The sequence below is a fragment of the Paracoccus litorisediminis genome, from assembly GCF_009711205.1.
Classification (GTDB): domain Bacteria; phylum Pseudomonadota; class Alphaproteobacteria; order Rhodobacterales; family Rhodobacteraceae; genus Paracoccus; species Paracoccus litorisediminis.
Genome location: NZ_WMIG01000004.1, coordinates 148,269 through 174,397, shown reverse-complemented (window position 1 = coordinate 174,397; position 26,129 = coordinate 148,269). Strand labels below are relative to the sequence as shown.

The window sequence follows — 26,129 nt, the reverse complement described above, 5'->3', positions numbered from 1 at the left end:
CTGGGGGATTTTTATTGCCAACTGCTGCGTGGCCCAAACGCCAGAGGGCCGTGCCGATTGCATCAGTGCAGGGGCGGCACAGATGGGCTGCGCATTCGCTGCGATACCGGAGAATGTCGGCAACGGGCTCGAAGCGGCAGGCACGCGATGCCGACATTGATGCACCAAAAGTGCGGCATTTCTGGCTGACGTGGTCACAGGAGACCAGCCACTCGCGTATGTGCTTTGAGCATCTCGGTTCTGCAGTCTGGAAGCATGCGTCCACATCGTTCCGCCACATTTCAATGCCGGGGTATCTCAGCTACGGTTCGATCAGCATCGAGCAGGGGGAAAACATGATGGACCAGCTGGCCCGCAACAGCGCTGCTTCCGATGGCGGACACCCCGAAGGCGGGTTTGCGGCGCTCGTGCCCGAGCTTTCCGTCACCGACCTCGACCGGAGCCTTGCCTTCTGGTGTGACCTCCTGGGATTTCAGGTCGCCTATTCGAGGAAAGAGGCTGGCTTTGCCTATCTCCAGCGTGGTGCGATTCAGATCATGTTGTGCCGCGCAAACGGCGAATGGGAGACTGCGGAGCTGCAAGTCCCATTCGGTCGCGGGATCAATTTTCAGATGCAGGTCGATAGTCTCGACCCTCTCGTCGAAAGCCTGACCCACGCCGGGTGGAAGCTTTACCGCCCGATCGAAGAAAAGCGCTACCGTGTCGGAGAAAACTGGTCAATCTGCAGAGAATTCCTCGTCCAGGATCCAGACGGCTATCTGCTGAGATTCGCAGCAGACGAATGAACGGTCCCGTCAGAGTGCGGCGCTTTGGGAGTGATCAACTGAAGGTCGAATGCCCACAATAGGCCATGAGCGTCGCTCGCAACCTCCTACTTCCCCCTCCGCCCATCCAACTCCACTCGCCGCACCGCCGAGGCCGCCCGTTCCGCGTCCAGCACCTCGTCCTTCAGCCGTTGCAACTCGCCCCAGCACGGGCGGGGGCCGTCCAGATATTCCTCGACCCGGCGCCTCATGTAATCCCCCGTCTTGGTGCCCCGGTTCATCCCGGCCAGCCGGGCATGCATCCAGACCGACAGCACCCAGTTCAGCCGAGGCTGCCAGTCGTCTCCGGTCGAGCGAAAGAACCGCACGATCTCCTCGTCCAGCCGGATCGTCACGCGGGTTTTTTTGACTGGCCCTTCTGCGGGTGATCTCGTGCCATTCCTGGGGGATGCACAGATCGTCCATCAGCCGCTGATGCAGGTCTCATTCCAGCGTCAGGACGTCCGCCATATGGTGTTAATTCACCCGGCGCTGTTCATCCGCCTTGCTGGCCATTGTCCGCTCCGCGCCCAAAACTCGGCAACAATTGCGCAGCACGGGGGAATGCGACGCGCGTTGCCTGTTATGTAGGACACGCTGCGCGGGCGGTTCGGGGGAGGGGAAAGGGCGCGGGTGTCTCCGGCCCGCGCCCTCCCTCACCTCTTCTCCGCACCCCACCACAAGCACGAAGAAGTGGGTGTTCCTGGATGTCCGTCCCGGCTGATTCCGGGCAAATCGCCATTGCGGTTGCAGAACGTGCTGCGCCTGCATCATCGCACAAATCGGGGCCTAGCGCTGCCGAATATTATCAAATGCATGATGTAAAATGGAATAATTTCGACCTGCCTGATTCGTCATGTCAAATTTCTCCATACCAGTATCAGGATTAGCCGTTGCCTGACGCGGCCCGCCCGTTTATCGCAGCGCAAAAAGGGGCAGAACCATGAGCTTCAACACTTTCGGCCGCGTCTTCACCTTCACCACCTGGGGCGAAAGCCACGGGCCCGCGCTTGGCGCTACGGTCGACGGCTGCCCCCCCGGCGTCCCTTTGGACGAGGCATTCATCCAGCAATTCCTGGACCGCCGCCGCCCCGGCACTTCGAAATTCACCACTCAGCGGCAGGAGCCGGATCAGGTCCGCATCCTGTCCGGCGTCTTTGAAGGCAAGACCACCGGCACGCCGATCCAGTTGATGATCGAGAATACCGACCAGCGCAGCAAGGACTATGGCGAGATCGCCCAAGCCTTCCGCCCCGGTCATGCCGATATCGCCTATCACCTGAAATACGGCATCCGCGACTATCGCGGCGGCGGGCGTTCCAGTGCGCGGGAAACCGCGGCGCGGGTCGCCGCGGGCGGCGTGGCGCAGGCGGTGCTGGGCGAACTGGCTCCCGGTCTGAAGATCACCGGCTACATGATCCAGATGGGCAACCTGCATCTGGACCGTGCGAATTTCGACGCCGAGGAAATCGGCAACAACCCCTTCTTCCTTCCCGACGCATCGGCCGTTCCGGCATGGGAGGATTATCTCAATGCCATCCGCAAGGACCAGAACAGCGTCGGCGCGGCGATCGAGGTGCTGATCCAGAACTGCCCTGCGGGTCTGGGCGCGCCGGTCTATGCCAAGCTCGATACCGATCTGGCTGCCGCGATGATGTCGATCAACGCCGTGAAGGGCGTCGAGATCGGCGAGGGCATGGCAGCCGCCGCCCTGACCGGGACCGAGAACGCCGACGAAATCCGCATGGGCAATGACGGGCCGCGTTTCCTGTCGAACCATGCCGGCGGGATTCTGGGGGGCATCTCGACCGGGCAGGACATTGTCGTCCGCTTCTCGGTCAAGCCGACCAGCTCGATCCTGACGCCGCGCCAGACCATCAACCAGAAGGGCGAGGAAATCGAGCTGATCACCAAGGGCCGGCACGACCCTTGCGTCGGCATCCGCGCCGTTCCCATTGCCGAGGCCATGGCCGCCTGCGTGGTGCTGGACCATCTGCTGCTGGACCGCGCCCAGACCGGCGGCCAGCGGGGGCGGATCGGCTAGGGGTTTTTCCACAGCTTTCTTGCCGTCGGGACGTTTTCGGCGGTATTGTCACATGGCTGTCATAGTTCCTTTGCATAAGCGTCGCACCACGACACTAGGGATCGCGCAGGCCGATCCCGGCCACAGGAAATGTTCAGGAGTGATCCTATGAAATCCGCGAAACTCGCCGTGTCGGCCCTTGCCATGATCGCCGCTTCGGCGACCGTCGCCACTGCGCGCGACCAGATCCAGGTCGCCGGTTCCTCGACCGTGCTGCCCTATGCCACGATCGTCGCCGAAGCCTTTGGAGAGAACACCGACTTCCCGACCCCGGTCGTGGAATCGGGCGGTTCCTCGGCCGGCCTGAAGAAATTCTGCGAAGGCGTCGGTGAAAACACCATCGACATCGCCAACTCGTCGCGTCCGATCAAATCCTCGGAAGTCGAGGCCTGCAAGGCCGCCGGCGTCAGCGACATCATGGAAGTCCGCATCGGCTATGACGGGATCGTCTTTGCCAGCGACATCGCCGGGAATGATTTCCAGTTCACCGCCTCGGACTGGTTCAACGCGCTGTCGGCCCAGGTCGTCAAGGACGGCCAGCTTGTCGCCAACCCCTACACCAAATGGAGCGAGATCCGCGCCGACCTGCCGGATCAGGACATCCTGGCCTTCGTTCCGGGCACCAAGCACGGCACCCGCGAAGTTTTCGAAGAAAAAGTGATCCACGCCGGCTGCAAGGAATCGGGCGCCGAGGAAGCTTTCAAGACCGCGCTGGCTGACGAGAAAGCCGCCGCCAAGGCCTGCGCCACGCTGCGCACCGACGGCAAATCGGTCGATATCGACGGCGACTACACCGAGACCCTGGCCCGCATCCAGTCGGCCAAGAACGGCATCGGCGTCTTTGGCCTGTCCTTCTACGAAAACAACACCGACAAGCTGAAGGTCGGCACGTTCGGTGGCGTCGTCCCCTCGACCGAGACCATCGCCAAGGGCGAATACCCGGTTTCGCGCCCGCTGTTCTTCTATGTGAAGAAAGCCCACCTGACCGAAATCCAGGGCCTGAAAGAGTTCGTCGAATTCTTCGTCTCGGATGAACTGGCTGGCCCGGAAGGCCCGCTGGCCGCCTATGGCCTGGTTTCGGACCCGGAACTGGCCGCGACCCAGGGCGCCGTCGCCAATGAGACGACCCTGACCAACTGACCCCTTCGGCGCGGGGGCCGCCCCCGCGCCGCTTCCCTTCCTTCCCTCCCCAATCCGAGGCTCACATGCCTGCATCCTGGACCTTGCTGATCGTCCTGGCCCTGGCAGCCGCTGGATTTCTCATCGGCCGCTCGCGTGTTCTCGCGGCGGTCGGTGGCGATTCCCGCAAGCTGCATTCGCGCACCGGCTATTATGGCTGGAACATCGCGCTGTTTACCGCTGTACCTGCCCTGTTCCTGATCGCGATCTGGCTTTTTGCGCAACCGGATGTGAACCGCATGGTTCTGGCCGGGGTCTCGTTGGTTCTGGCGGGGGCAGGGCTCTTCCTGTCGCTTGGCCGCACCGCGCCTGACTTCCGCGCCCGCAACGCCGTCGAGGCGTTCGTTCGCGGTCTGCTGATCCTGTGCTCCAGCATCGCAATCCTGACCACGGCGGGCATTGTCCTGTCGATGCTGTTCGAGACCGGGCATTTCTTTACCCAATACCCCTGGAAAGAATTCTTCTTTGGCACGACCTGGTCGCCCCGCTTCGGCGGTGGTTCGCAACTGGGGATGCTGCCACTGCTTTGGGGCACGCTGTATATCTCGATGATCGCGCTGGCGGTCTCGATCCCGATCGGGCTGTTCGCCGCGATCTACATGTCGGAATATGCCTCGCCGCGGATGCGCAGCGTGGCCAAGCCCCTGATCGAGGTGCTGGCCGGTATCCCGACCATCGTCTATGGCCTGTTCGCCCTGATCACCGTCGGCCCCTTGCTGCGCGACTATTTCGCCCAGCCGCTGGGCCTTGGCACCTCGGGTTCGTCCGTGATGACCGCGGGTCTGGTCATGGGCATCATGCTGATCCCCTTTGTCAGCTCGCTTTCCGATGACATCATCAACGCCGTTCCGCAGTCCTTGCGCGACGGCGCGCTTGGCCTTGGTTCGACCAAGTCCGAAACCGTGCGCAAGGTCGTCCTGCCCGCAGCCCTTCCGGGCATTGTCGGCGCGATCCTGCTGGCTGCCAGCCGCGCCATTGGCGAGACGATGATCGTGGTGCTTGGCGCGGGTGCCGCCGCCAAGATGGGCCTGAACCCGTTCGAGGCGATGACCACCATCACCGTGAAGATCGTCAGCCAGCTGACCGGCGACACCGATTTCTCGGCACCCGAAACGCTGGTCGCCTTTGCGCTTGGCCTGACGCTGTTCGTCCTGACGCTGGGCCTGAACGTGCTCGCCCTTTACGTCGTGCGCAAATACCGGGAGCAATACGAATGACCGACGCAACCAACCCGGCCGCCCCGGTCGAGCGCCCCTCGCTGCTGGTCCCCGACGCGCGCACCGCCAAGCGCAACGCCGCCGAGGCCCGTTTCCGCGCCTATGGCCTGAGCGCCATCATCATCTCGCTTCTGGCGCTGGTCGTCCTGCTGTTCACCATCTTCGCCGGTGGGGCAGGGGCCTTCCGCCAGACCTTCCTGCATGTGCCGGTGACGCTGGACGCGGCGCAGCTGGACAAGAAGGGCAATGGTGACATCGAGGACATCAAGAAGGTGATGACCCTGACCTATGGCAAGCTTCTGGACCAGTCGGTGCAGGATCTGATCGCCAAGCAGGGTATCACCATCGAGGGCCTGACCGACAAAGACGTGGCGAACCTCGTCTCGAAGGAAGCGTCGGCCCAGCTGCGCAACATGGTGCTGGCCGATCCTTCGGTCATCGGCCAGACCGTCGACGCTCGCGTTCTGGTGAATGGCCGTGTCGATGGCTACTTCAAAGGCCGCGTGACCATGGAATCGGCGGCGCGCGACAGCAATACCTCGCCCGCGCAGCTGCAACTGGCCGAGACGCTGAAGGACAAGGGTCTGCTGGCCAAGGAATGGAACTGGGCCTTCCTGACCAATCCCGATGCGTCGGACCAACGCCCCGAGGCGGCTGGCGTGGGCGTGGCCATCCTTGGCTCGCTTTACATGATGCTGGTCGTGCTCTTTCTGGCCGTGCCGATCGGCGTGGCGGCGGCAATCTATCTTGAGGAATTCGCGCCCAAGAACCGGCTGACCGACATTATCGAGGTGAACATCTCGAACCTCGCGGCCGTGCCCTCGATCGTCTTCGGTATCCTTGGCCTTGCCGCCTTCATCAACTTCGCCCATCTGCCGCAATCGGCGCCGATCGTCGGCGGTCTGGTGCTGGTGCTGATGACGCTGCCGCGCATCATCATCCCGGCGCGTGCCGCACTCAAGGCCGTGCCGCCCTCGATCCGCGATGCGGCTTTGGGTGTGGGCGCGTCCAAGATGCAGTCGGTGTTCCACCACGTTCTGCCGCTGGCGACGCCCGGCATCCTGACCGGGGTCATCCTTGGTCTGGCGCAGGCCTTGGGCGAAACCGCGCCGCTGTTGCTGATCGGCATGGTGGCTTTCGTCAAGAACTTCCCCTCGGCCCCGCCTGCGGGCCTGTTCGATCCCGCCTCGGCCTTGCCGGTTCAGGTCTATAACTGGACCCAGCGCGCCGACCCCGCCTTCATGGAACGTGCCTCGGGGGCGATCATCGTCCTGCTTGTGTTCCTACTGTGCATGAACCTTTTTGCCGTCTTCCTGCGCCGCAAGTTCGAGCGCCGGTGGTAAATCCAGAAAGGAATTACCAATATGAACGATATGAGAATCCTGGAGCGCGCCGTGAGCCAGACGGACATCAAGATTTCCGCCCGCAAGGTGCAGGTTTATTACGGCGAGAAACACGCCCTCAAGGATGTCGATGTCGACATTCAGGACAAGACCGTGACCGCCTTCATCGGACCCTCGGGCTGCGGGAAGTCGACTTTCCTGCGCTGCCTGAACCGCATGAACGACACGATCGACAGCTGCCGGGTCGAGGGCCGCATCGCCCTTGACGGCGAGGACATCTACGACAAGCGCGTGGACCCGGTGCAGCTGCGCGCCCGCGTCGGCATGGTGTTCCAAAAGCCGAACCCCTTCCCGAAGTCGATCTATGACAACGTGGCTTACGGCCCGCGCATCCACGGTCTGGCCCGCAACCGCACCGAGCTTGACGAGATCGTCGAGAAGTCGCTGCGCGGCGCCGCCCTGTGGAATGAGGTCAAGGACCGTCTGGCCGAACCCGGCACCGGCCTTTCCGGCGGTCAGCAGCAGCGTCTGTGCATCGCCCGCGCCGTCGCCACCCAGCCCGAGGTGCTGCTGATGGACGAACCCTGCTCGGCGCTGGACCCCATCGCCACCAGCCAGGTCGAGGATCTGATCGACCAGCTGCGTTCGGAATTCTCGGTGGTGATCGTCACCCACTCGATGCAGCAGGCCGCGCGCGTCAGCCAGAAGACCGCCTTCTTCCACCTGGGGAATCTGGTGGAGTTCGGCAATACGGATGACATTTTCACCCGTCCGCACGACCCGCGCACGGAAAGCTACATTTCCGGCCGCATCGGCTGATCCGGTCCCGAAAGGAATTTCCATGACCACCGAACGTCATATCATGTCCGCTTTCGACCGCGATCTGGAAACCGTCCAGGCGCTTGTCGTCAAGATGGGCGGGATGGTCGAAAGCGCCATCCACGATGCCGCTATCGCGCTGGAAACCCGCGACGAGGAACTGGCCGAGGATGTCCGCCGCCGCGACAAGGCCGTGGATGAGCTTGAGCACCAGATCAACGAGGAAGCCGCCCGCCTGATCGCGCTGCGTGCCCCTCGCGCGACTGATCTGCGCATGGCGCTGACCGTCATCAAGATCTCGGCCATTCTGGAACGCGTCGGCGATTACGCCAAGAACATCGCCAAGCGCAGCCATGTGCTGGTCCATATGCCCGCCGTCGAAAGCTCGGGCATGGCGCTGCGGCGGATGTCGCAGACTGTCGAGGGCATGATGAAGGATGCGCTGGACGCCTATATCCAGCGCGACGCCGCCTTGGCTGCCGATGTGCGCAAGCGCGATCTGGAAGTCGACCAGATGTACAACGCGCTGTTCCGCGAATTCCTGACCTACATGATGGAAGACCCGCGCAACATCACCGCCTGCATGCATCTGCACTTCATCGCCAAGAACATCGAGCGCATGGGCGACCACGCCACCGGCATTGCCGAACAGGTGATCTATCTGGCGACCGGCGAACTGCCCGAGGATGCCCGCCCGAAAAGCGACAGCGTCACCCGCGCGACCCTGAACGAAGGCGAGGACTGACATCATGGCGCAGACCCAACCCTGCGTGCTGGTCGTCGAGGACGAGGGCGCTCAGCGCGAGGTTCTGAAATACAACCTCGAAGCCGAAGGGTTCTCGGTCGTCATGGCCGAAAACGGCGATGAGGCCATGCTGCTGGTCGCCGAGGAACAGCCCGACCTGATCGTGCTGGACTGGATGCTGCCGAATGTCAGCGGCATCGAGGTCTGTCGTCGGGTCAAGGCCGATCCCGCCACCCGCCAGATCCCGATCATCATGCTGTCCGCGCGATCCGAGGAAGTCGACCGCGTGCGTGGCCTGGAAACCGGGGCCGACGACTATGTCGTCAAACCCTATTCCGTGGTCGAGCTGATGGCGCGTCTGCGCACGCAGTTGCGCCGTACCCGTCCCGCGACGATGGGCGAACGGTTGTCGTTCGCCGATATCATCCTTGATGCGGGCGAACATCGGGTCTTTCGCGGTGGGCAGACCCTGCATCTGGGGCCGACCGAGTTCCGTCTGCTGTCCACCCTGATGGAAAAGCCGGGCCGCGTCTGGACGCGTGAGCAGCTTCTGGACCGGGTCTGGGGTCGCGACATCTATGTCGATACCCGCACCATCGATGTGCATGTCGGCCGCTTGCGCAAGGCGCTGATGGTGAATGGCGGCGACAACCCCGTTCGCACGGTGCGCGGCACTGGCTACTCGCTGGGCTGATCGCGACCGTATCTGACGAAAAAACCGCGGGGTCGCCCCCGCGGTTTTGCATTTTCAGCTGCCGCTTTGTTCCAGCAGGTCGGTGATCCGGCGCACGCCGACGCGGCGGTTTTCGCGCTGCGGCCCGTCGCTGGGCACCAGCAGGAAATCCTCGCCATAGCCCTGCACGACCATGTTTTCCGGGGGAACCTGGAAATACTCGGTCAAGGCAAGGGCCAGCGATTCCGCGCGGCGATCCGACAACGCCAGGTTCGACGCCTTCGATCCGACGGCATCGGTATAGCCTTCGATCATGAACATCTCGTTCGGGTTCTGGGCGATGGCATCGGTGATGACCTTGCCCAGCGTCGAGAGCTGTTCCGCCTGGCTTGAGGCCAGCGCCGCCGAGCCGGTATCATAGGTGATCTGCGGCACGTTCACCGGGGCGACAAGCGCGCGCACCTCGGGAATGTCGCGGATCTGACCCAGCGTGAAGCGACGGTCGGCTGCGGATTCCTGCAGCAGCGCAGTACGCAACTCGTCTTCCTGCAGCGGGCGGTCGTAATATTCGACCGGCTTCGGCTTCGGCAGGGTCGAGACGCGGACCGGCTGCGCCGCCGTATCGTTGATCAGCGGCACCTGCGTTCCGTCCCGGCGGATCAGCGTCCGGCGCAGGATATTGGCATTGGCATCGCGGATGGTGACGACGCGGCTGCCATCCTCGCGCAGCACGGTGGTGCGGGTCGAGCCGTCCTGGAAGGTCTCGGTCTGCACGTTCGAGCCGGGCTGATACAGCAGCGCATTGTCATCACGCACGATTTGCTGGCTGCCGTCCGGCATGGTCATGACCACGCGGTCGCCGGTGTTCAGCGCGACCTGCCGCCCGTCCAGCATCTTGCCAACGGCCATGCCCGCAGCGCCCGCCAGCAGCAGCGCGCCCACGGTTTTCAGCGTGTCATTGTCGTCGTCATCATTATCGCGCGCTTCATCGCGATCACGGTTGCGATCGCGCTCGCGGTCCCATTGATCGTCCCGACGATCCAGCTGGTCGTCCCGACGATCCAGCGCGCGTTCGCGGCGGTCAGCGCGGGTCTCATCCTCGCGCAGTTCCCGTTCGCGGCGTTCCAGATTGCGGCGCAGGTCGTCGCTGTCGCGATTGTCGCCATCCTGAATCCGGGTCCGGAAATCCTGATCCGAGCGGCGGGCGTTGTCGCGCGTCACCCGGCGTTCCGAAACCTCACCCTTGCCATCGCCGACCAGAGCGGCGGCCGCGGTCGGGGCTTTCTTTTCAGCGGCGCGGCGGGTCACGTCATTGTCGCGATGGCGTGCCTCGGGGGCCTGAACGCGGGCCTCGCCGTCGCCGCGATCCAGACGACGCTTGAGCTCGTCCGAGGTCAGCTTCTCGCGCGGCTTGCCATCGTCGTCGCGACGGGCCTGTTCCGGCTCGGGGCGGCGGTCGCGCTGGTCGTCATCGGCGCGGGGGCGGTCGCGGCGCGGCTGGTCGTCCTTCTGCTTGTCAGCCTCCATCGCGCGGCGCAGTTCCTCGATATTGGCCGGGCGCTTGTCATGGTCCTTGCGCTTTTCGCCTTCGCGCTGGGGCTCATCCTGCGCGCGGTCACGCTGGGCGTCGCGGGCAGGCTCGGCCGGGGTCGCCGGTCGGGCGCGCCCTTCCGGGTTTTCCGAGGCCGGAACCGCCGGAATGGCCGGGGTGGCGCGACGATCGGGATTGTCATCGTTCGCCTCACGGCGCGAGCGCTGCTCGGCATCCTCGCGGCGATTGCGGTCACCGTCGCGATCGTCAGCATTGCGGCGCGGTTCCGGGTCCGCGGCACGGTCCTCGCGGTTCTGGCGCGGCTTCGGCTGATCCTCATCGGCCTGTTTCCGACGCGACTCGGGCTCAGCCTCATGCTTGGGCTTGCGGGGCGCGTCGTCCTGCGCTTCCTGCTGGCGGGGCTTCTGACGCTCGCCCTCGGGCTGGCGGCCCTCGGGTTCGGCCTGCTGCTTGGGTTTGCGCGGCGCATCATCATCCTGCGCCTGCTGCTGGCGGGGCTTCTGGCGGGCCTGCTCGGGCTGCTCGTCGCGGCGCGCCTCGGGTTCCGCCTGATGCTTGGGCTTGCGCGGGGCGTCGTCGTCCTGCGCCTGATGCTTGCGCTGCTGCTTGGGCTGGTGCTCTTCGGCCTGATCCGCGGGGCGCTCACGGCGTGGCTTTTCCTCGCGCGGGCGCTGCTCGTCGGGCTTTTCGTCGCGGTTGGCGGCCTGCTGCTTTTGCTTCTGCTCGTGTTGGCGGCGCTGCTTTTCCTGTTGTTTCTCCTGCTGTTCTTTCTGCTGCTGCAGCTTCTTCTGTTGCAGGATGATCTGTTCTTGATTTTGCGGATCAGCCTGAGCCACAGCAAGCTGCGGCAGGACCAGCGAGATGCTGGTCACGATGGCTGTTGTTGTCTTCAATATGCGACGCATTTCGGTTCCTTTTCCGATGGACGCGTAAAGCCGGTCGCACCATAACCGACCCACGGATGCCCGGTTCATGAACAAGCTTGTGACCGCCAAGTGAGCAAGCTGCATTCCGCCGAGCAGGGAAAAACCGGCAAAGACCCGCCGAGCAGGAGGACGATATGGCGCTGAAACCGAAGGATGCACCGGAACTGGGAAGCTTCGATTGGGAAGACCCCTTCCGGCTGGACCTGCAGCTGTCCGAGGAAGAGCGGATGTTGCGCGACGCGGCCCACGCCTATGCTCAAGACCGGTTGCAGCCCCGCGTCATCGCCGCCTATCGCGATGAGGTCACCGACCCCGAGATCTTCCGCGAGATGGGCGAGATGGGCCTGCTGGGCATCACCGTCCCCGAGGAGTTCGGCGGTCTGGGCGCGTCCTATGTCGCCTACGGCCTTGTCTCGCGCGAGGTTGAGCGCGTCGATAGCGGCTATCGCAGCATGATGTCGGTGCAATCCTCGCTGGTGATGTATCCGATCCATGCCTATGGCTCGGACGAGCAGCGCCGGAAATATCTGCCCAAGCTTGCCACGGGCGAATGGATCGGCTGCTTCGGCCTGACCGAGCCCGATGCCGGTTCCGACCCCGCCGGGATGAAGACCGTCGCGAAAAAGACCGATGGTGGCTATGTGCTGTCGGGTTCCAAGATGTGGATATCGAACGCGCCGATCGCGGATGTCTTCGTGGTCTGGGCCAAGTCCGAAGCGCATGGCGGCAAGATCCGCGGCTTCGTGCTGGAAAAGGGCATGAAGGGCCTGTCCGCGCCCAAGATCGGCGGCAAGCTGTCCCTGCGCGCCTCGATCACCGGCGAGATCGTGATGGATTCGGTCGAAGTCGGCGAGGATGCGCTGCTGCCCGGTGTCGAAGGGCTGAAGGGGCCGTTTGGCTGCCTCAACCGGGCGCGCTACGGCATCAGTTGGGGGGCGCTTGGTGCCGCCGAGTTCTGCATGCATGCCGCGCGCCAATACGGTCTGGATCGCAAGCAGTTCGGGCGGCCGTTGGCCAATACCCAGCTGTTCCAGCTGAAGCTGGCCAATATGATGACCGAGATCTCGCTGGGGCTTCAGGCCAGTCTGCGCGTCGGTCGCCTACTGGACGAGGCGCAGGCCGCGCCGGAGATGATCTCGATCGTCAAGCGCAACAATTGCGGCAAGGCGCTGGAAATCGCCCGCATCGCCCGCGACATGCATGGCGGCAATGGCATCCAGGAGGATTACCAGGTCATGCGGCATGCCGCGAACCTGGAGACCGTGAACACCTATGAGGGCACGCATGACGTCCATGCGCTGATCCTTGGCCGCGCAATCACCGGGCTGCAGGCGTTCTTCTGATCCAGAGACCAGTCCGGCTGTCCGGGTGATTTGTGCCCGGACAGCCGTTGTAGCCTTCCCGGTTTCGGCGAAGGGCTAACGACCTGACCGGATAGTGGGTTGGGTGTCGACAGGCCTGACGAACAGGAAGCCCCCGTGCATTTTTGCAGGGCTGGCGGCGGGTGCATGTTCAGGTCAGGGTGGCTTGATCGCGTTTGTCCGCGGCCCCTTTGGTCAAAGAGCCTGCGTAGGGCCCATGGACCATTCCGAACGAAACTAGACGGCGCGGACGATTCGTCCTCCGGCCAGCCGCTGCACCTGACCAGCCAACTCCAGCGACAGAATTGCCGGAGCGAAGCTGGCGGCAGGCATGCCAAGATCGCGGATCAGCAGGTTTTCCTCGGTCGGGGAGGGGCCGAGCAGGGCGAGGATGCGGGCCTCAAGACTGACGGGGCCGCCCTTGTCTGCTTGCGGCGTCGGTGGTGGATCGGCAATTGCCGCAGCCGTGATCTGTCGCGGCGAGGGCCGCGAGGGCGGGGCGAGCGCCGTTGGTTCCAGCACCATAGCCGGGATGGGGCGGGGTTCAGCGGCAAGCGCGTCGAACACGTCCTGTGCATTGCGTACCAACAGCGCGCCGTCACGGATCAACGCATTGCAGCCGGCGGCGCGGGCATCCATCGGGTGGCCCGGAACGGCCATCACCTCGCGGCCCTGATCAAGCGCGGCCTTGGCGGTGATCAGGCTGCCCGAACGATGCGCGGCCTCGATCACCACGACCGCGCGCGACAGGCCCGAGATGATGCGATTGCGCGCGGGGAAATGCCGCGCGACCGGCTCGGTCCCCGGCGGTTGTTCGGTGACCAGAAGCCCGGTTTCGCAGATTGCTTCGGCCAAGGCGGTATTCTCGGCCGGATAGATCTGGTCGATTCCCCCGGCCATGACCGCGATGGTGCCGGACCGCAACGCGGCCTCATGGGCGACGGTGTCGATGCCGCGGGCCAGCCCGGCAATGACCGCGGCCCCGGCTTCGGCCAGACCAGTTGCCAGACCGCGTGCCATGCGCAGCCCCAGCGACGACGCATTCCTTGAGCCGATCACCGCCACTGGCAGGCGGTCAAAGATCGCCATATCACCGCGAACCCAAAGGGCAGGGGGAGCGTCGGGGATGTCGCGCAGGTGGGGCGGATAGTCGGGGTCGTCCCAGCACAGCAGCCTTGCCCCTGCGCGGCGGCCCGCCTCGATTTCGGACAGGGCCACGCTGGGCGGGCAGGGGGTGTAATCCCCGATCCCTGCGGCGCGGGCCAGTTCCGGCAGGACCTCAAGCGCCGATTCAACACTGCCATGTTCGGCCAGCAGGCGATGAAACGTCGCCGGACCCACGCGGCGCGAACGGATGAGGCGCAGCGTGGCCATGCAACGCGCGGCGTCAAAGTGACTGTGGTGGTCCCTGAGTGGTCGCATGATCCATGCCCTCGCCCCATCCGTCATGGGGTGATGGCATGAATTTGGTTAATAATCGGTTAGCGGGTCGAAGGCCCTCAGGCGGCCGAGCCGCCGATGGTCAGCCCGCCGATCATCAGGCTGGGCAGGCCGACGCCGACCGGAACCCATTGCCCCTGCTTGCCGCAATTGCCGATGCCGGGGTCCAGCGCCAGATCGTTGCCGATGGCGCGGATATGTTGCAGCGCGGTGGCACCGTCGCCGATCAGGGTCGCGCCGCGGATCGGATCGCCGACGACACCGTTCTTGACCCGGTAAGCCTCGGTGCAGGAAAACACGAACTTGCCATTGGTGATGTCGACCTGCCCGCCGCCGAAGCCGACGGCATAGATCCCGTCCTTCAGATCGGCGAGAATGGCCGAGGGATCATCCTGCCCGGCCAGCATGAAGGTGTTGGTCATGCGCGGCATGGGTGCATGTGCATAGCTTTGGCGACGCCCGTTGCCGGTGGGCTCGACGCCCATCAGGCGGGCGTTCTGGCGGTCCTGCATATAGCCGACCAGAATGCCGTCCTCGATCAGCACGTTGCGGGCCGGGGCATTGCCCTCATCGTCGACCGAGATCGAGCCGCGGCGATCCGGGATCGTGCCGTCATCGATCACCGTCACGCCGGGCGAGGCGACGCGGCTGCCCAGCAGCCCCGCGAAGGCTGAATGGCCCTTGCGGTTGAAGTCGCCCTCCAGCCCGTGGCCCACGGCCTCATGCAGCAGGATGCCGGGCCAGCCGGGGCCAAGGACCACATCGAACACCCCCGCAGGCGCGGGAACCGAGCGCAGGTTCACCAGCGCGATCCGCAACGCTTCGCGCACTTGCGCCTGCCAATTCTCGGGCGCGATCAGCCCGTCCAGCGGGATGCGCCCGCCGCCACCGGCATTGCCTGATTCGCGGCGGCTGTTCGATTCCACGATGACCGAGACGTTGATCCGCGCCATCGGCCGGATGTCGGTGGCCAGCCCGCCCTCGGGGCGCAGGATTGCGACCTCTTGCACCGAGGTCGAGATGCTGGCCGAGACCTGCACCACGCGCGGGTCCAGATCGCGGGCGAATGCGTCGATTTCCCGCAAAAGCGCGACGCGGGCAGCAAAGCTGATGCCCTCGGCCGGGTCGATCGCGGCGTAAAGCGGCGTGATCCGGCCCGAAGGCGGCAGCGCCAGCGTGCCACCGCCATCGCCGACGGCCAGCCGCACCGTTTCCGCGGCCTTGCGCAAGGCTGTTTCGTCGATCTCGGTGGAATGGGCGTAGCCGGTGACCTCGCCGCCGACGGCGCGCAGGCCGAATCCCTGCTCGGCGTCGTAGCTGGCGGTGCGCAGGCGACCATCGTCAAAGACCAGCGTTTCCGCGCGCGAACGCTCAAGGAACAGCTCTCCGTCATCGGCCCCGGCCAGCGCATCCTTCAGGATCTGCAACGCCCGGTTGCGGTCAAGATGGGTTTCAAAGGGCGAGAACGGCGAGTCGGTCATGCGAAAGTCCTTATGCCAGAAGGCATCGACTATGGGTTTTTTGGCTGTAAGTCGATAGGTATGGCTTGCCCGGCAGGGGAAGATATGCTTGTCAAACTATACCGATGTCGGCCGGGCTGGAGGACTGGGCCCGCCGGCGGGACATAGGCAACGGGATGGGATAATGGCATTTGCGACGATGCGCCGGGCGATTGCGGCGGGAACCGGGCTTGGACTTGCGGCACTGGCGGGCCTTCCGGCCGCCGCGCAGGAAGTGCTGGGCGATCTGCCCGTGATCGGCAAGCCGGTGAATGGTGGCATGGGTTTTCAGCCCGCATCCAGCCCGCTGGCCCATGACCAGCAATGGCTGGACCATTTCGTGCTGTACATCATCACGGCCGTCACGATCTTTGTCTGCCTGCTGCTGCTGATCTGCATCCTGCGCTACAATAGCCGCGCGAACCCGGTCCCGGCGCGCTTTACCCACAACACCCCCATCGAGATCGCGTGGACGCTGGTTCCGGTGCTGATCCTTGTGGGCATCGGGGCCTTCTCGCTGCCGGCGCTGTTCCGCAGCCAGGAAATGCCCAACAACCCGGATCTGGTCATCAAGGCCATCGGCCACCAGTGGTACTGGTCCTATGAATACCCCAACGACGGCATTGCATTTGATGCGCTGATGCTGGAAAAGGACGCGCTGGCCGAGGCGGGATATTCCGAGGACGAATATCTGCTGGCGGCCGACAACCCCGTGGTTGTTCCGATCGGCAAGAAGGTTCTGGTCCAGGTGACCGCGACCGACGTGATCCACAGCTGGACCGTCCCCGCCTTTGCCGTGAAGCAGGACGCCGTGCCGGGCCGTATCGCGCAGCTCTGGTTCGAGGCGGATCAGGAAGGCGTCTATTTCGGCCAGTGCTCGGAACTGTGCGGTATCAACCACGCCTATATGCCGATCGTCGTCAAGGCGGTTACCCAGGAGAAATATGATGCCTGGCTGGCGGGCGCCAAAGAGGAGTTCGCCGCCGACGCATCCGATTACCTGCCGACCCAGCCCGTGAAGCTGGCCTCGGCGGAATAAGGACCGAAAGTGGCCGATATCAACGCATATCACGGTCCGGCCGAGGCCGGATTCGGGGACTACGTCGCCCTGCTGAAACCGCGGGTCATGTCGCTGGTCGTGTTCACGGCCTTCGTCGGGCTGTGGATCGCACCGGTGCCGATGAATCCCTTCGTGGCCTTCTGCGCCGTGCTGTTCATCGCCCTTGGCGGTGGCGCATCGGGCGCGCTGAACATGTGGTATGACGCCGATATCGACGCGGTGATGAAACGCACCGCCAACCGTCCCGTTCCTGCGGGGCTGGTGCCCAAGGGCGACGCGCTGGCGCTTGGTCTGGCGCTGTCGGGCCTGTCGGTGATGATGCTGGGGCTGGCTGCGAACTGGTTCGCGGCCGCCTTCCTCGCCTTCACCATCTTCTTCTATGCCGTGGTCTACACGATCTGGCTGAAACGCTCGACGCCGCAGAACATCGTCATCGGCGGTGCGGCTGGGGCCTTCCCGCCCATGATCGGCTGGGCCTGTGCCACTGGCGGCATCGGCATTGAATCGCTGCTGATGTTCGCGCTGATCTTCTTCTGGACGCCGCCGCATTTCTGGGCGCTCGCGCTGTTCATGAACAATGACTACACCAAGGCGGGTGTGCCGATGCTGACGGTGACCCATGGCCGCAAGGTCACGCGCCGCCACATCTTTGGCTATGCGCTGGTGCTGGCGCCGTTCGCGATCTGGCTGGGCTTCACCTCGGTCGGGGGTTGGATCTACCTGTCGGTTTCCGCCGTGCTGAACCTACTGTTCATTGCGGGCGGCTGGCAGCTCCTGCGCCGCACCGATGATCAGGCACAGGCCGACAATTACCGGATCGAGAAGCGGTATTTCCGCCTGTCGCTTTACTACCTGTTCCTGCATTTCACCGCCCTTCTGATCCAGCATTGGGTGGGGGCATGGTGATGTTGCCGCGGGTCGAGCACGAGCTTCACAAGCGCCGCCGCAGCCGCAATCTGGGTCTGCTGGTCGTGCTTCTGGCCTTTGTCGCGCTGGTCTTTGGCCTGTCCATCGCCAAGATCACCAGCGGCGACATGATGGAGGGCTATGACCACCAGCCCCGCGCCACGATGCTGCCTGCGGACCCCAATCCTCCGGCGCCGAACGCAGCCCCGGTCGCCGTCCCCGGAACACCGGGGGCCGAGGCTGCGGGAACGGTGGCCAAGCCATGACGCAGCCGCGCTCAAACGCCCGCATTGTTGGCATGCTTGTCGGCGTCGTGGTCGTCATGGGCGCGCTGTCCTGGGCCGCCGTGCCGTTCTACGACTGGTTCTGCCGCGTGACCGGCTATGGCGGCACGACCAATGTCGCCGCAGCGGCCTCGGACGTGGTGCTGGACGAAAAGGTCCGCGTCCGCTTCGATTCCAATGTCGATCCGGACATGGGCTGGACCTTCCGCCCGCTACAGCGGGAAATGGAGCTGCGCATCGGTGAAAACGCCATCGCCTTCTATGAGGCGATCAACACCACCGATCAGCCGATCACCGGCACCGCCAGCTACAATGTCGCCCCGGAGATCGCGGGCTACTATTTCAACAAGATCGAATGTTTCTGCTTCACCGAGCAGACCCTGCAACCGGGCGAGCGGATCGAGATGCCGGTCAGCTTCTTTGTCGATGCGGGTCTGGTCGATGACCGCGACGCAGGCCGCGTCCGCGACATCACCTTGTCTTACACTTTCCACCGGAGCGAACCCGCAGCCCCGAAACAGGCGGCCCTGCAGGTCAAGACCGACACACCAATCAACTAGAGCAACAAGACGCATCAACAGCGGAACGCAGCCATGGCCCATGTAAAGAACCACGACTACCAGATCCTTCCGCCGTCGATTTGGCCGTTCCTCGGAGCGATCAGCGCCTTTGTGATGCTGACCGGCGCCGTCGCCTGGATGAAGGGCATCACCGTCTTCGGTGCCCCGATCGAGGGGCCTTGGATGTTCCTGATCGGCTTTGTCGCGGTGCTTTACGTGATGTTCGGCTGGTGGTCGGACGTGATCCAGGAAGGCGAGACCGGCGAGCATACCCCGGTCGTCCGGCTGGGCCTGCAATATGGCTTCATCCTGTTCATCATGTCCGAGGTGATGTTCTTCGTCGCCTGGTTCTGGGCTTTCATCAAGAACGCCATGTATCCGATGGGGCCGGACAGCCCGATGAAGGACGGCGTGTGGCCGCCGGAAGGCATCACCACCTTTGACCCTTGGCACCTGCCGCTGATCAACACGCTGATCCTGCTGCTGTCGGGCGTTGCCGTGACCTGGGCGCACCATGCCTTTGTCCATGAGGGCGACCGCAAGACCACCATCAACGGGCTGATCGTCGCGGTGATCCTGGGCCTGTGCTTCACCGCGCTGCAGGCTTATGAATACAGCCACGCTGCCTTTGGTCTGGCCGACACCGTCTATGCGGGCACCTTCTACATGGCGACCGGCTTCCACGGGCTGCACGTCATCATCGGCACGATCTTCCTGTTCGTCTGTCTGATCCGCTTCTCGAAGGGCCAGATGACGCAGAAGCAGCATATCGGCTTCGAGGCCGCCGCTTGGTACTGGCACTTCGTCGACGTGGTCTGGCTGTTCCTGTTCGTCGTGGTCTATATCTGGGGTCGTTGATCCCAAGCTGATTTTCCGACGGCGCGGGGCTATTCTCGCGCCGTTTTTCATTGGAATTGCTTATGCGCCGTTACCTGTTTCCTTTGATTGTCGGCATCCTTGGTTGCGCTATCCTGATTTCGCTGGGGCTGTGGCAGCTTGACCGGCTGAAATGGAAACAGGCGATGCTGGACCAGATCGAGAGCCGCATTGCCAGCGCGCCCGTCCCGCTGCCCGCCGCGGTCGATCCCGGCATGAAATACATGCCGGTGCTGGTTTCCGGCACGACCACGGGGCAGGAAATCGACGTGCTGTCGGGCACCAAGGACAGCGGCGGCGGCTATCAGGTGATCTCAAGCTTTGTCACCGATGACGGGCGCAAGATCCTGCTGGATCGCGGTTTCGTCGATCAGGACCATCGCCATGACCCGCGCCCGGCGACCCGGCTTGAGGTCGCGGGCAACCTGCACTGGCCCGAGGAAAAGGGCAGTGCCACGCCCGCGCCGAACCTTGACCAGAACATCTGGTTCGCCCGCGACGTGCCCGCCATGGCGGCGAAGCTGGGGACCGAGCCCGTTCTGGTCGTCGCGGCCGAGATCCGGGGCGACGCTCAGGGCGTCCAGCCGATGCCGGTCGCCGTGCAGGGAATTCCCAACAACCACCTGAGTTATGCCGTCCAATGGTTCATGATCGCTGCGGTCTGGGCAGGGATGACACTGGCGCTGATCTGGCGTATCAGGCAGCGACAATTCTAGAGGATCACGATGCGCTACGTTTCCACTCGCGGCCGGGCAGAGGTTCTGGATTTCGCGCAGGCCATGATGACGGGCCTTGCCCGTGACGGCGGACTTTACCTGCCCGAAACGATTCCGACCTTCTCGGCAGCCGAAATCGCGGCGCTGGAGGGGCTGTCTTATGAGGAGGTCGCGCTGCGCGTCGTCACGCCATTTGTCGGCGACAGCTTTACGCAGGACGAGCTGAAAGGCGCCATCGCCCGTGCCTATGCGGGTTTCGATCACATCGCCCGCGCGCCGATGGTGCAGTTGGCACCGGGGCATTTCCTGCTGGAACTGTTCCACGGCCCGACGCTGGCCTTCAAGGACTTCGCGATGCAGCTGATCGGTCAGCTGTTCCAGCTGGCGCTGGCGAAATCCGGCAATCGCGTCACCATCCTTGGCGCGACCTCGGGCGATACCGGTTCCGCCGCGATCGAGGCGTTCCGCGGCCTTTCCAATGTGGACGTGTTCATCATGTATCCGCATGGCCGCGTCAGCGAAGTGCAGCGTCGCCAGATGTCGACGCCCGCCGATGCCAACGTCCATGCGCTGGCCGTCGATGGGACTTTCGATGACTGCCAAGCGCGGTTGAAGGACCTGTTCAACGACCATGAGTTCCGCGATGGCGTGGGCCTTGCGGGCGTGAACTCGATTAACTGGGCGCGGGTTCTGGCGCAGATCGTCTATTACTTCACCGCCGCCGCCAGCCTTGGTGCGCCCCTGCGCGAGGTGGACTTCACCGTGCCCACCGGCAATTTCGGTGATGTCTTTGCAGGCTCGATTGCCCGCGCCATGGGCCTGCCGATTGGCCGTCTGGTGGTCGCGACCAACCAGAACGACATCCTGCACCGGGCGCTTTCGACCGGCGAATACCGCACTGGTACGGTCGAGCCCTCGATCAGCCCGTCGATGGATATTCAGGTCAGCTCGAATTTCGAGCGCGCCTTGTGGCTGGCCTACGGGCAGGACGGCGCTGCCGTCAGCCAGCTCATGGATGAGCTGAAATCCGGCGGATTCGCGATCAGCCAAGGTGCGCTGGAACATCTGCGCGAGATCTATGTCTCGGGCCGCGCCTCCGAGGCTGAAACCACCGCGATGATCGCCACCATCCGCGATGAGACGGCCGAGGTGATCTGCCCCCATACCGCCGTGGCGGTGAAGGTGGCGCGTGAAAACCTGCGTCCGGGCGTGCCGATGATCAGCCTGTCCACGGCGCATCCGGCGAAATTCCCCGATGCGGTCGAAGCCGCCATCGGCATCCGCCCCGACCTGCCCAAGCATATGGCCGACCTGTTCGACCGCGACGAGCGTATCACCCGAGTTGAAAACAACCCGGAAAAGATTAAATCGCTGATCCTTGAACGGAGAACAGTGTGAGTCAAACCCGCATCAGCACCCTGCCCAACGGTCTGCGCGTCGTCACGCGCGACATGCCCGGCCTGCATTCGGCCGCCATCGGGATCTGGGTCAATGCCGGCTGCCGCGATGAGCGTGCAGAACAGAACGGTATCGCCCATTTTCTTGAGCATATGGCATTCAAGGGCACGCCGACCCGCAGCGCGCTGCAGATCGCCGAGGCCATCGAGAATGTCGGCGGCTATATCAACGCCTATACCTCGCGCGACGTGACCAGCTATTACGCCCGCGTTCTGGCCGGCGATGTCGGGCTGGCGCTGGACGTGATTTCCGACATCGTGCTGAACCCGGTCTTCGACCAGCGCGAGATCGAGGTCGAGCGCGGCGTGATTCTGCAGGAAATTGGGCAGTCGCTGGACACGCCCGACGACGTGATCTTTGACTGGCTGCAAGAGGCCGCCTATCCGAACCAGCCGATGGGTCGCACCATCCTTGGTCCGGCCGAGCGGGTCAGCCATTTTGGCCGCGATGACCTGTCGGGTTTCATCACCGAACATTACGGCCCCGAGCGGATGATCCTGGCTGCCGCAGGAGCCGTCGACCACGACCGCATCCTGCGTCAGGCCGAGGCGATCTTTTCGCATCTGCCCGCACGCCCCGTCACCTCGCGCGAGCCCGCGCGCTGGCAGGGCTCGGAGGCGCGCCGCGTCAAGAAGCTGGAACAGGCCCATTTCGCGCTGGCCTTCGAAGGTCCGGGTTATCAGGACCCCGATTTCTACGCGGCGCAGATCTGGACCTCTGCCTTGGGCGGCGGCATGTCCTCGCGGCTGTTCCAGAAGCTGCGCGAGGAAAAGGGCCTGTGCTATTCGATCTTTGCCCAGTCCGGTTTCCACGACGATACCGGCATGGTCACGATCTATGCCGGGACCTCGGGCGATCAGATCGCGGATCTGGCCAATGTCACCGTGGACGAGATGAAGCGTTCCGCCGATGACATGACCGAGGCCGAAGTCGCCCGCGCCCGTGCCCAGCTTAAGGCGGGGCTGCTGATGGGGCTGGAAAGCCCGACCGGTCAGGCCGAACGCATGGCCCGGTCGCTGGCGATCTGGGGCCGGGTCTCGGAACCCGCCGAGGTGGCCGAGCGGATCGACGCGGTGACTGTTGCCGATGTTCGCGCCCATGCCGAGAAGCTGATCCAGAATGCGCGACCGGCTCTTGCACTTTACGGCCCGGTGCGCTCTGCTCCGTCCCGAGAGAAACTGGCCGAAAGGCTCGCCGCCTGATGTTCAACCGCCGCCGTCCGCCTCGACTTGAAACCGAGCGGATGGTGCTGCGTTTGCCAGCGCATGGCGATTACGATGCATGGTCGGGATTGCGCGCCGAAAGCCGCGCTTTCCTGTCCCCGTGGGAGCCGGTCTGGGCCGCCGACCATCTGTCCAAGAAAAGCTTCACCAACCGCGTCTACTGGGCACAGCGCGCGAACCGCAATGGCAACGCGCTGCCGCTGTTTCTGGTGCGCCATGACGGCACGCTGCTGGGGGCGATCACGCTGGACAATATCCGGCGCGGCCCGGCGCAATCGGCGACCATCGGCTATTGGATCGGGCAGCCCCATGCGCGGCAGGGCTTCATGCGCGAGGCGATTGGCGCGCTGGTCGCCCATGCCTTTGGTGCGATGGATTTAAGTCGAATCGAGGCCGCCTGCCTGCCCGAAAACGTCGCTTCGCGCGGGGCGCTGGAGCGGGCTGGCTTCAAATATGAAGGCGTGGCCCAAAGCTATCTGCAGATCAATGGCCGTTGGAGGAACCACGTGCTTTACGCCAACCTGCGCCATGATCGTCGCGGCAAGACCGAGGTCCGTTGATGCTGAACCCCGCCGATGACCAGTTGGCCGCATCGCTGCCCGAAGGCGTGCTGCGCCCCGTCACCCCCGCCTATCTGGATGAGCCGCGCGGCCGCTATCGCGGTCAGGCCGGTTTGGTCGCAGCGCCGCGTTCCACGGATGAGGTCGCGGCGATCGTCCGCGCCTGTGCGGATGCCCGGGTGGGTATCGTCACGCGCGGCGGCGGCACCGGTCTGGTTGGCGGGCAGGTCATGTCCGACGGTCCCGCGCCGCTGGTCCTGTCGCTGGAACGCATGACCGCGCTGCGCGGCATCTGGCCCGAGGAAAACGTGCTGGTCGCCGAAGCGGGCATGACCCTGCAAGCGGTGCGCGATGCGGCAAACGGGGCGGGGCGGCTGTTCCCCCTGTCGCTGGCCAGTCAGGGCACGGCGGCGATTGGCGGCTGCCTTGCGACCAATGCGGGCGGCGTCACTGCGCTGCGTTATGGCACGGCGCGCGCGCTGTGTCTGGGGATCGAGGCGGTGCTGCCTGATGGCAGCGTCGTTCATGACCTCAAGCGCCTGCGCAAGGACAATACCGGCTATGACATCCGCGACCTGCTGATCGGGGCCGAGGGAACCTTGGGCATCATCACCGCCGCCAGCCTGAAGCTGGTCGTGCCGCCGCCGAATGTCGGCACCGCCATGCTGGAAGTGCCGGGGCCGGACGCCGCGCTTAGCCTGCTGGCCTTGGCCGAGGGGCATATGGCCGGGGGCGTCACCGCATTCGAACTGATCGGCGGGCAGGGGCTGGCGTTTCTGGCCGAAACCCTGCCCGAGATCCGCCAGCCCTTGCCGAATGCGCAATGGTCGGTGCTGATCGAGGTCGGCCTGCCCGAGGGCATGTCCTCGGACACGGCGCTTGAAGGGCTGCTGACCGAGGCGATGGAGCGCGGACTGGTTACCGATGGCGTCATCGCGCAATCAGGCCAGCAGGCGGCAGGCTTCTGGCATCTGCGCGAGCACATCCCCGAGGCCAATCGCCGCATCGGCGCGGTTGCCAGCCACGATATCAGCCTGCCCTTGTCGGAAATCGCCGGGTTCATCCGCGATGCGGGCGCGGCGCTAGCGGCGCGCTCGGATGTGCGGATCAACTGCTTTGGCCATCTGGGCGACGGCAACCTGCATTTCAACCTGTTCCCCGCAGCGGGCCGGAACCGCGCCGAATATGACGATCAGCGCAAGGATCTGTCGCTGATGGTGCATGAGATGGTCGTGGCGCGCGGCGGGTCGTTTTCTGCCGAGCATGGCGTCGGGCGGCTGAAGGTAGCCGAGCTGGAGCGCTGGGGCGATCCGGCACGGCTGGCCGCGATGCGGGCGATCAAATCAGCGCTGGACCCCTTTGGGATCATGAATCCGGGGGCGGTGCTTTCCCCAGCGCGGGGCTGAGATTCTTGCGCAGATGCTCCAGATAGGCTGTCAGCCGGGCCGGGATGAAGGGCTGCGGCAGGTATAGCGCCTGAATGTCCAGCTGCGGGCCGGGAAAACCCTCCAGCAGCCGCTCCAGTCGTCCCTCGGCCAGATCGCGATCCACGACGAAGCGTGGGATGATGGCGATGCCATTGCCGTCCATCGCCAGCCTGCGCACGGCCTGCGGGCTGTTCACGGTGATGCGGCCGGGCAGGGGCACGCTGACCGCCTTGCCCTCTATCACGAAGGTCGCGCGATGGGCTGAGGCGGCGTTACTGTCGCGGATGTTCACGTGCTCGCGCAGGTCGTCGGGATGGCGCGGGCGGCCCTTGGCGGCCAGATAGGCGGGGCTGGCCACGACCAGCGACTCCGTGCGCCCGATCCGCCGGCCGATCAGGCTGGAATCGGCCAGCACCCCAATGCGCAGCGCCAGATCGAAACCCTCGGCGGCAAGGTCCACGTAGCGGTCGGTCAGACGCAGGTCGATGCTGATGCCGGGATTGGTCTCGATGAAGTCGCGGGTCAGGACATGGACGAACATTTCCCCGAAACTGACAGGGGCGGTGACCAGCAACCGGCCGGTCAGGGTGCCCTCGTCGGCGCGGGTCTGGGCATCCAGTTCCTCGACCGCGGCCAGCACGCGACGTGCGGCCAGCAGGAAGCGGTCGCCTGCGGGGGTCAGCGACAGCGAACGCGTCGTGCGGTTCAGCAGCGTAATGCCCTGCTGAGCCTCCAGCGCCGCGACATACTTGCTGACCAGCTTGTTCGAGATCCCCAGCCGCTTGCCCGCGCGGGTGAACGACCCTGAATCCACCACGGCCACGAAAGAGCGGATTCCGTCCAGACGATCCATTCTATCCTCAAATTGGCGGTAATGTTTCGCCGATCATGTCCATTTTTGCGACAGTGTCCATGCGCTAAATTCACCGCATCGAAACAACGAACTTCCTTCACCCCTCAAAGGAACCTCGACATGTCTGATCTGTCTCTTACCGGTGCTACCACCGCTGAAAATCGGGCCGATCTTGCGGCCTTCGTCCTGCGCGCCTCGACCGGCCTGTTCTTCCTGATCCATGGCCTGATCAAGGTCTTTGTGTTCACCCCTGCCGGGACCGCCGGTTACTTCGAATCCATCGGTCTGCCCGGTGCGCTTGGCTACCTGACCATCCTGATCGAGGTGCTGGGCGGTATCGCGCTGATCGTCGGCTACCAGACCCGCTGGGTGTCGCTGGTCATGGTTCCGGTGCTGCTGGGTGCCGCAGTCTTTGGCCATGGCGGCAATGGCTTCACCTTCTCGAACCAAGGCGGCGGCTGGGAATACCCCGTGCTTTGGGCGGTGGTGATGTTCGCCCTGTCGCTGCTGGGCGACGGTGCCTGGTCGGTATCGCGTCGCAAGTGACCTTGCAGGAAATCCCCGAA

At 64.3% G+C, this 26,129-nt stretch carries 25 protein-coding genes; 20 read left to right on the top strand and 5 right to left on the bottom strand.

Annotated elements, in window-relative coordinates; genetic code table 11:
* Positions 1–113 precede the first annotated feature (113 nt).
* Positions 114–785: a bleomycin resistance protein gene (locus GL300_RS10875; protein ID WP_211595034.1), complete on the top strand. Its 672-nt coding sequence runs from the start codon at positions 114–116 to the stop codon at positions 783–785.
* Positions 786–871: 86 nt separating this feature from the next.
* Here GL300_RS10875 and GL300_RS10870 read toward each other — a convergent pair whose 3' ends face one another.
* Positions 872–1,222 carry a BrnA antitoxin family protein gene (locus GL300_RS10870; protein ID WP_343043005.1) on the bottom strand — a complete coding sequence of 117 codons (351 nt, stop codon included), beginning with the start codon at positions 1,220–1,222 and terminating at the stop codon, positions 872–874.
* A 524-nt stretch (positions 1,223–1,746) separates the two neighbouring features.
* Here GL300_RS10870 and aroC point away from each other — a divergent pair.
* The 7 genes from aroC to phoB all read left to right on the top strand — a co-directional run bounded on the left by aroC (position 1,747) and on the right by phoB (position 8,883).
* Positions 1,747–2,847 (top strand): chorismate synthase, encoded by a 1,101-nt coding sequence (aroC, locus tag GL300_RS10865; protein ID WP_155039646.1) that lies wholly within the window; start codon positions 1,747–1,749, stop codon positions 2,845–2,847.
* A gap of 147 nt (positions 2,848–2,994) precedes the next feature.
* Positions 2,995–4,026 carry a substrate-binding domain-containing protein gene (locus GL300_RS10860; protein ID WP_155039645.1) on the top strand — a complete coding sequence of 344 codons (1,032 nt, stop codon included), beginning with the start codon at positions 2,995–2,997 and terminating at the stop codon, positions 4,024–4,026.
* A 65-nt stretch (positions 4,027–4,091) separates the two neighbouring features.
* Entirely contained in the window at positions 4,092–5,282 is a 1,191-nt protein-coding gene (gene pstC, locus GL300_RS10855; RefSeq protein WP_155039644.1) for a phosphate ABC transporter permease subunit PstC, read from the top strand.
* Positions 5,279–6,625, top strand: a complete 1,347-nt coding sequence (pstA, locus tag GL300_RS10850) for a phosphate ABC transporter permease PstA (protein WP_155039643.1) — start codon at positions 5,279–5,281, stop codon at positions 6,623–6,625. The genes pstC and pstA overlap by 4 nt, the downstream gene beginning before the upstream one ends.
* Before the next feature lie 21 nt (positions 6,626–6,646).
* On the top strand, positions 6,647–7,444 hold the full coding sequence (pstB, locus tag GL300_RS10845) for a phosphate ABC transporter ATP-binding protein PstB (protein WP_155039642.1): 798 nt from the start codon (positions 6,647–6,649) through the stop codon (positions 7,442–7,444).
* A gap of 22 nt (positions 7,445–7,466) precedes the next feature.
* Positions 7,467–8,189, top strand: a complete 723-nt coding sequence (gene phoU, locus GL300_RS10840) for a phosphate signaling complex protein PhoU (protein ID WP_155039641.1) — start codon at positions 7,467–7,469, stop codon at positions 8,187–8,189.
* A 4-nt stretch (positions 8,190–8,193) separates the two neighbouring features.
* A complete protein-coding gene (gene phoB, locus GL300_RS10835) occupies positions 8,194–8,883 on the top strand; it encodes a phosphate regulon transcriptional regulator PhoB (RefSeq protein ID WP_155039640.1) in 690 nt (229 codons plus the stop codon).
* 54 nt (positions 8,884–8,937) lie between these two features.
* On the opposite strand, the gene GL300_RS10830 is transcribed toward phoB, so the two are convergent.
* Positions 8,938–11,319 (bottom strand): OmpA family protein, encoded by a 2,382-nt coding sequence (locus GL300_RS10830; RefSeq protein WP_155039639.1) that lies wholly within the window; start codon positions 11,317–11,319, stop codon positions 8,938–8,940.
* Between the two features lie 155 nt (positions 11,320–11,474).
* On the opposite strand from GL300_RS10830, the gene GL300_RS10825 reads away from it, so the two are divergent.
* Positions 11,475–12,683, top strand: a complete 1,209-nt coding sequence (locus GL300_RS10825) for an acyl-CoA dehydrogenase (RefSeq protein ID WP_155039638.1) — start codon at positions 11,475–11,477, stop codon at positions 12,681–12,683.
* Between the two features lie 255 nt (positions 12,684–12,938).
* On the opposite strand, the gene dprA is transcribed toward GL300_RS10825, so the two are convergent.
* Together dprA and tldD are read right to left on the bottom strand one after the other, a co-directional pair.
* Entirely contained in the window at positions 12,939–14,123 is a 1,185-nt protein-coding gene (gene dprA, locus GL300_RS10820) for a DNA-processing protein DprA (RefSeq protein ID WP_246195146.1), read from the bottom strand.
* A gap of 77 nt (positions 14,124–14,200) precedes the next feature.
* The gene (gene tldD / locus GL300_RS10815; protein WP_155039637.1) at positions 14,201–15,622 is read right to left on the bottom strand and encodes a metalloprotease TldD; all 1,422 of its coding nucleotides are present in this window, start codon (positions 15,620–15,622) and stop codon (positions 14,201–14,203) included.
* A gap of 163 nt (positions 15,623–15,785) precedes the next feature.
* On the opposite strand from tldD, the gene coxB reads away from it, so the two are divergent.
* The 10 genes from coxB to GL300_RS10765 all read left to right on the top strand — a co-directional run bounded on the left by coxB (position 15,786) and on the right by GL300_RS10765 (position 24,689).
* Entirely contained in the window at positions 15,786–16,679 is an 894-nt protein-coding gene (coxB, locus tag GL300_RS10810) for a cytochrome c oxidase subunit II (protein WP_370576852.1), read from the top strand.
* Positions 16,680–16,688: 9 nt separating this feature from the next.
* On the top strand, positions 16,689–17,606 hold the full coding sequence (gene cyoE, locus GL300_RS10805) for a heme o synthase (protein ID WP_343042989.1): 918 nt from the start codon (positions 16,689–16,691) through the stop codon (positions 17,604–17,606).
* Positions 17,600–17,872, top strand: coding sequence for a hypothetical protein (locus GL300_RS10800; RefSeq protein WP_225612114.1), 273 nt, complete (start codon positions 17,600–17,602; stop codon positions 17,870–17,872). Before cyoE ends, GL300_RS10800 begins: the two co-directional genes overlap by 7 nt.
* On the top strand, positions 17,869–18,450 hold the full coding sequence (locus GL300_RS10795; RefSeq protein WP_155039636.1) for a cytochrome c oxidase assembly protein: 582 nt from the start codon (positions 17,869–17,871) through the stop codon (positions 18,448–18,450). The genes GL300_RS10800 and GL300_RS10795 overlap by 4 nt, the downstream gene beginning before the upstream one ends.
* A 33-nt stretch (positions 18,451–18,483) precedes the next feature.
* Entirely contained in the window at positions 18,484–19,308 is an 825-nt protein-coding gene (locus tag GL300_RS10790) for a cytochrome c oxidase subunit 3 (RefSeq protein WP_155039635.1), read from the top strand.
* A gap of 62 nt (positions 19,309–19,370) precedes the next feature.
* Entirely contained in the window at positions 19,371–20,042 is a 672-nt protein-coding gene (locus GL300_RS10785) for an SURF1 family protein (RefSeq protein WP_155039634.1), read from the top strand.
* A 9-nt stretch (positions 20,043–20,051) separates the two neighbouring features.
* Positions 20,052–21,440, top strand: coding sequence for a threonine synthase (thrC, locus tag GL300_RS10780; protein WP_155039633.1), 1,389 nt, complete (start codon positions 20,052–20,054; stop codon positions 21,438–21,440).
* Positions 21,437–22,702, top strand: coding sequence for an insulinase family protein (locus GL300_RS10775; protein WP_192336342.1), 1,266 nt, complete (start codon positions 21,437–21,439; stop codon positions 22,700–22,702). Before thrC ends, GL300_RS10775 begins: the two co-directional genes overlap by 4 nt.
* On the top strand, positions 22,702–23,283 hold the full coding sequence (locus GL300_RS10770) for a GNAT family N-acetyltransferase (protein WP_155039632.1): 582 nt from the start codon (positions 22,702–22,704) through the stop codon (positions 23,281–23,283). The genes GL300_RS10775 and GL300_RS10770 overlap by 1 nt, the downstream gene beginning before the upstream one ends.
* The gene (locus tag GL300_RS10765; protein ID WP_155039631.1) at positions 23,283–24,689 is read left to right on the top strand and encodes an FAD-binding oxidoreductase; all 1,407 of its coding nucleotides are present in this window, start codon (positions 23,283–23,285) and stop codon (positions 24,687–24,689) included. Before GL300_RS10770 ends, GL300_RS10765 begins: the two co-directional genes overlap by 1 nt.
* Here GL300_RS10765 and GL300_RS10760 read toward each other — a convergent pair.
* Positions 24,649–25,563 (bottom strand): LysR family transcriptional regulator, encoded by a 915-nt coding sequence (locus GL300_RS10760; RefSeq protein ID WP_155039630.1) that lies wholly within the window; start codon positions 25,561–25,563, stop codon positions 24,649–24,651. The two genes, GL300_RS10765 and GL300_RS10760, sit on opposite strands and share 41 nt — an antisense overlap.
* 120 nt (positions 25,564–25,683) lie before the next feature.
* Here GL300_RS10760 and GL300_RS10755 point away from each other — a divergent pair, with 120 nt between their 5' ends.
* Complete coding sequence (locus GL300_RS10755) at positions 25,684–26,109, top strand: DoxX family protein (RefSeq protein WP_155039629.1); 426 nt, start codon at positions 25,684–25,686, stop codon at positions 26,107–26,109.
* The last annotated feature ends 20 nt before the right edge of the window (positions 26,110–26,129 follow it).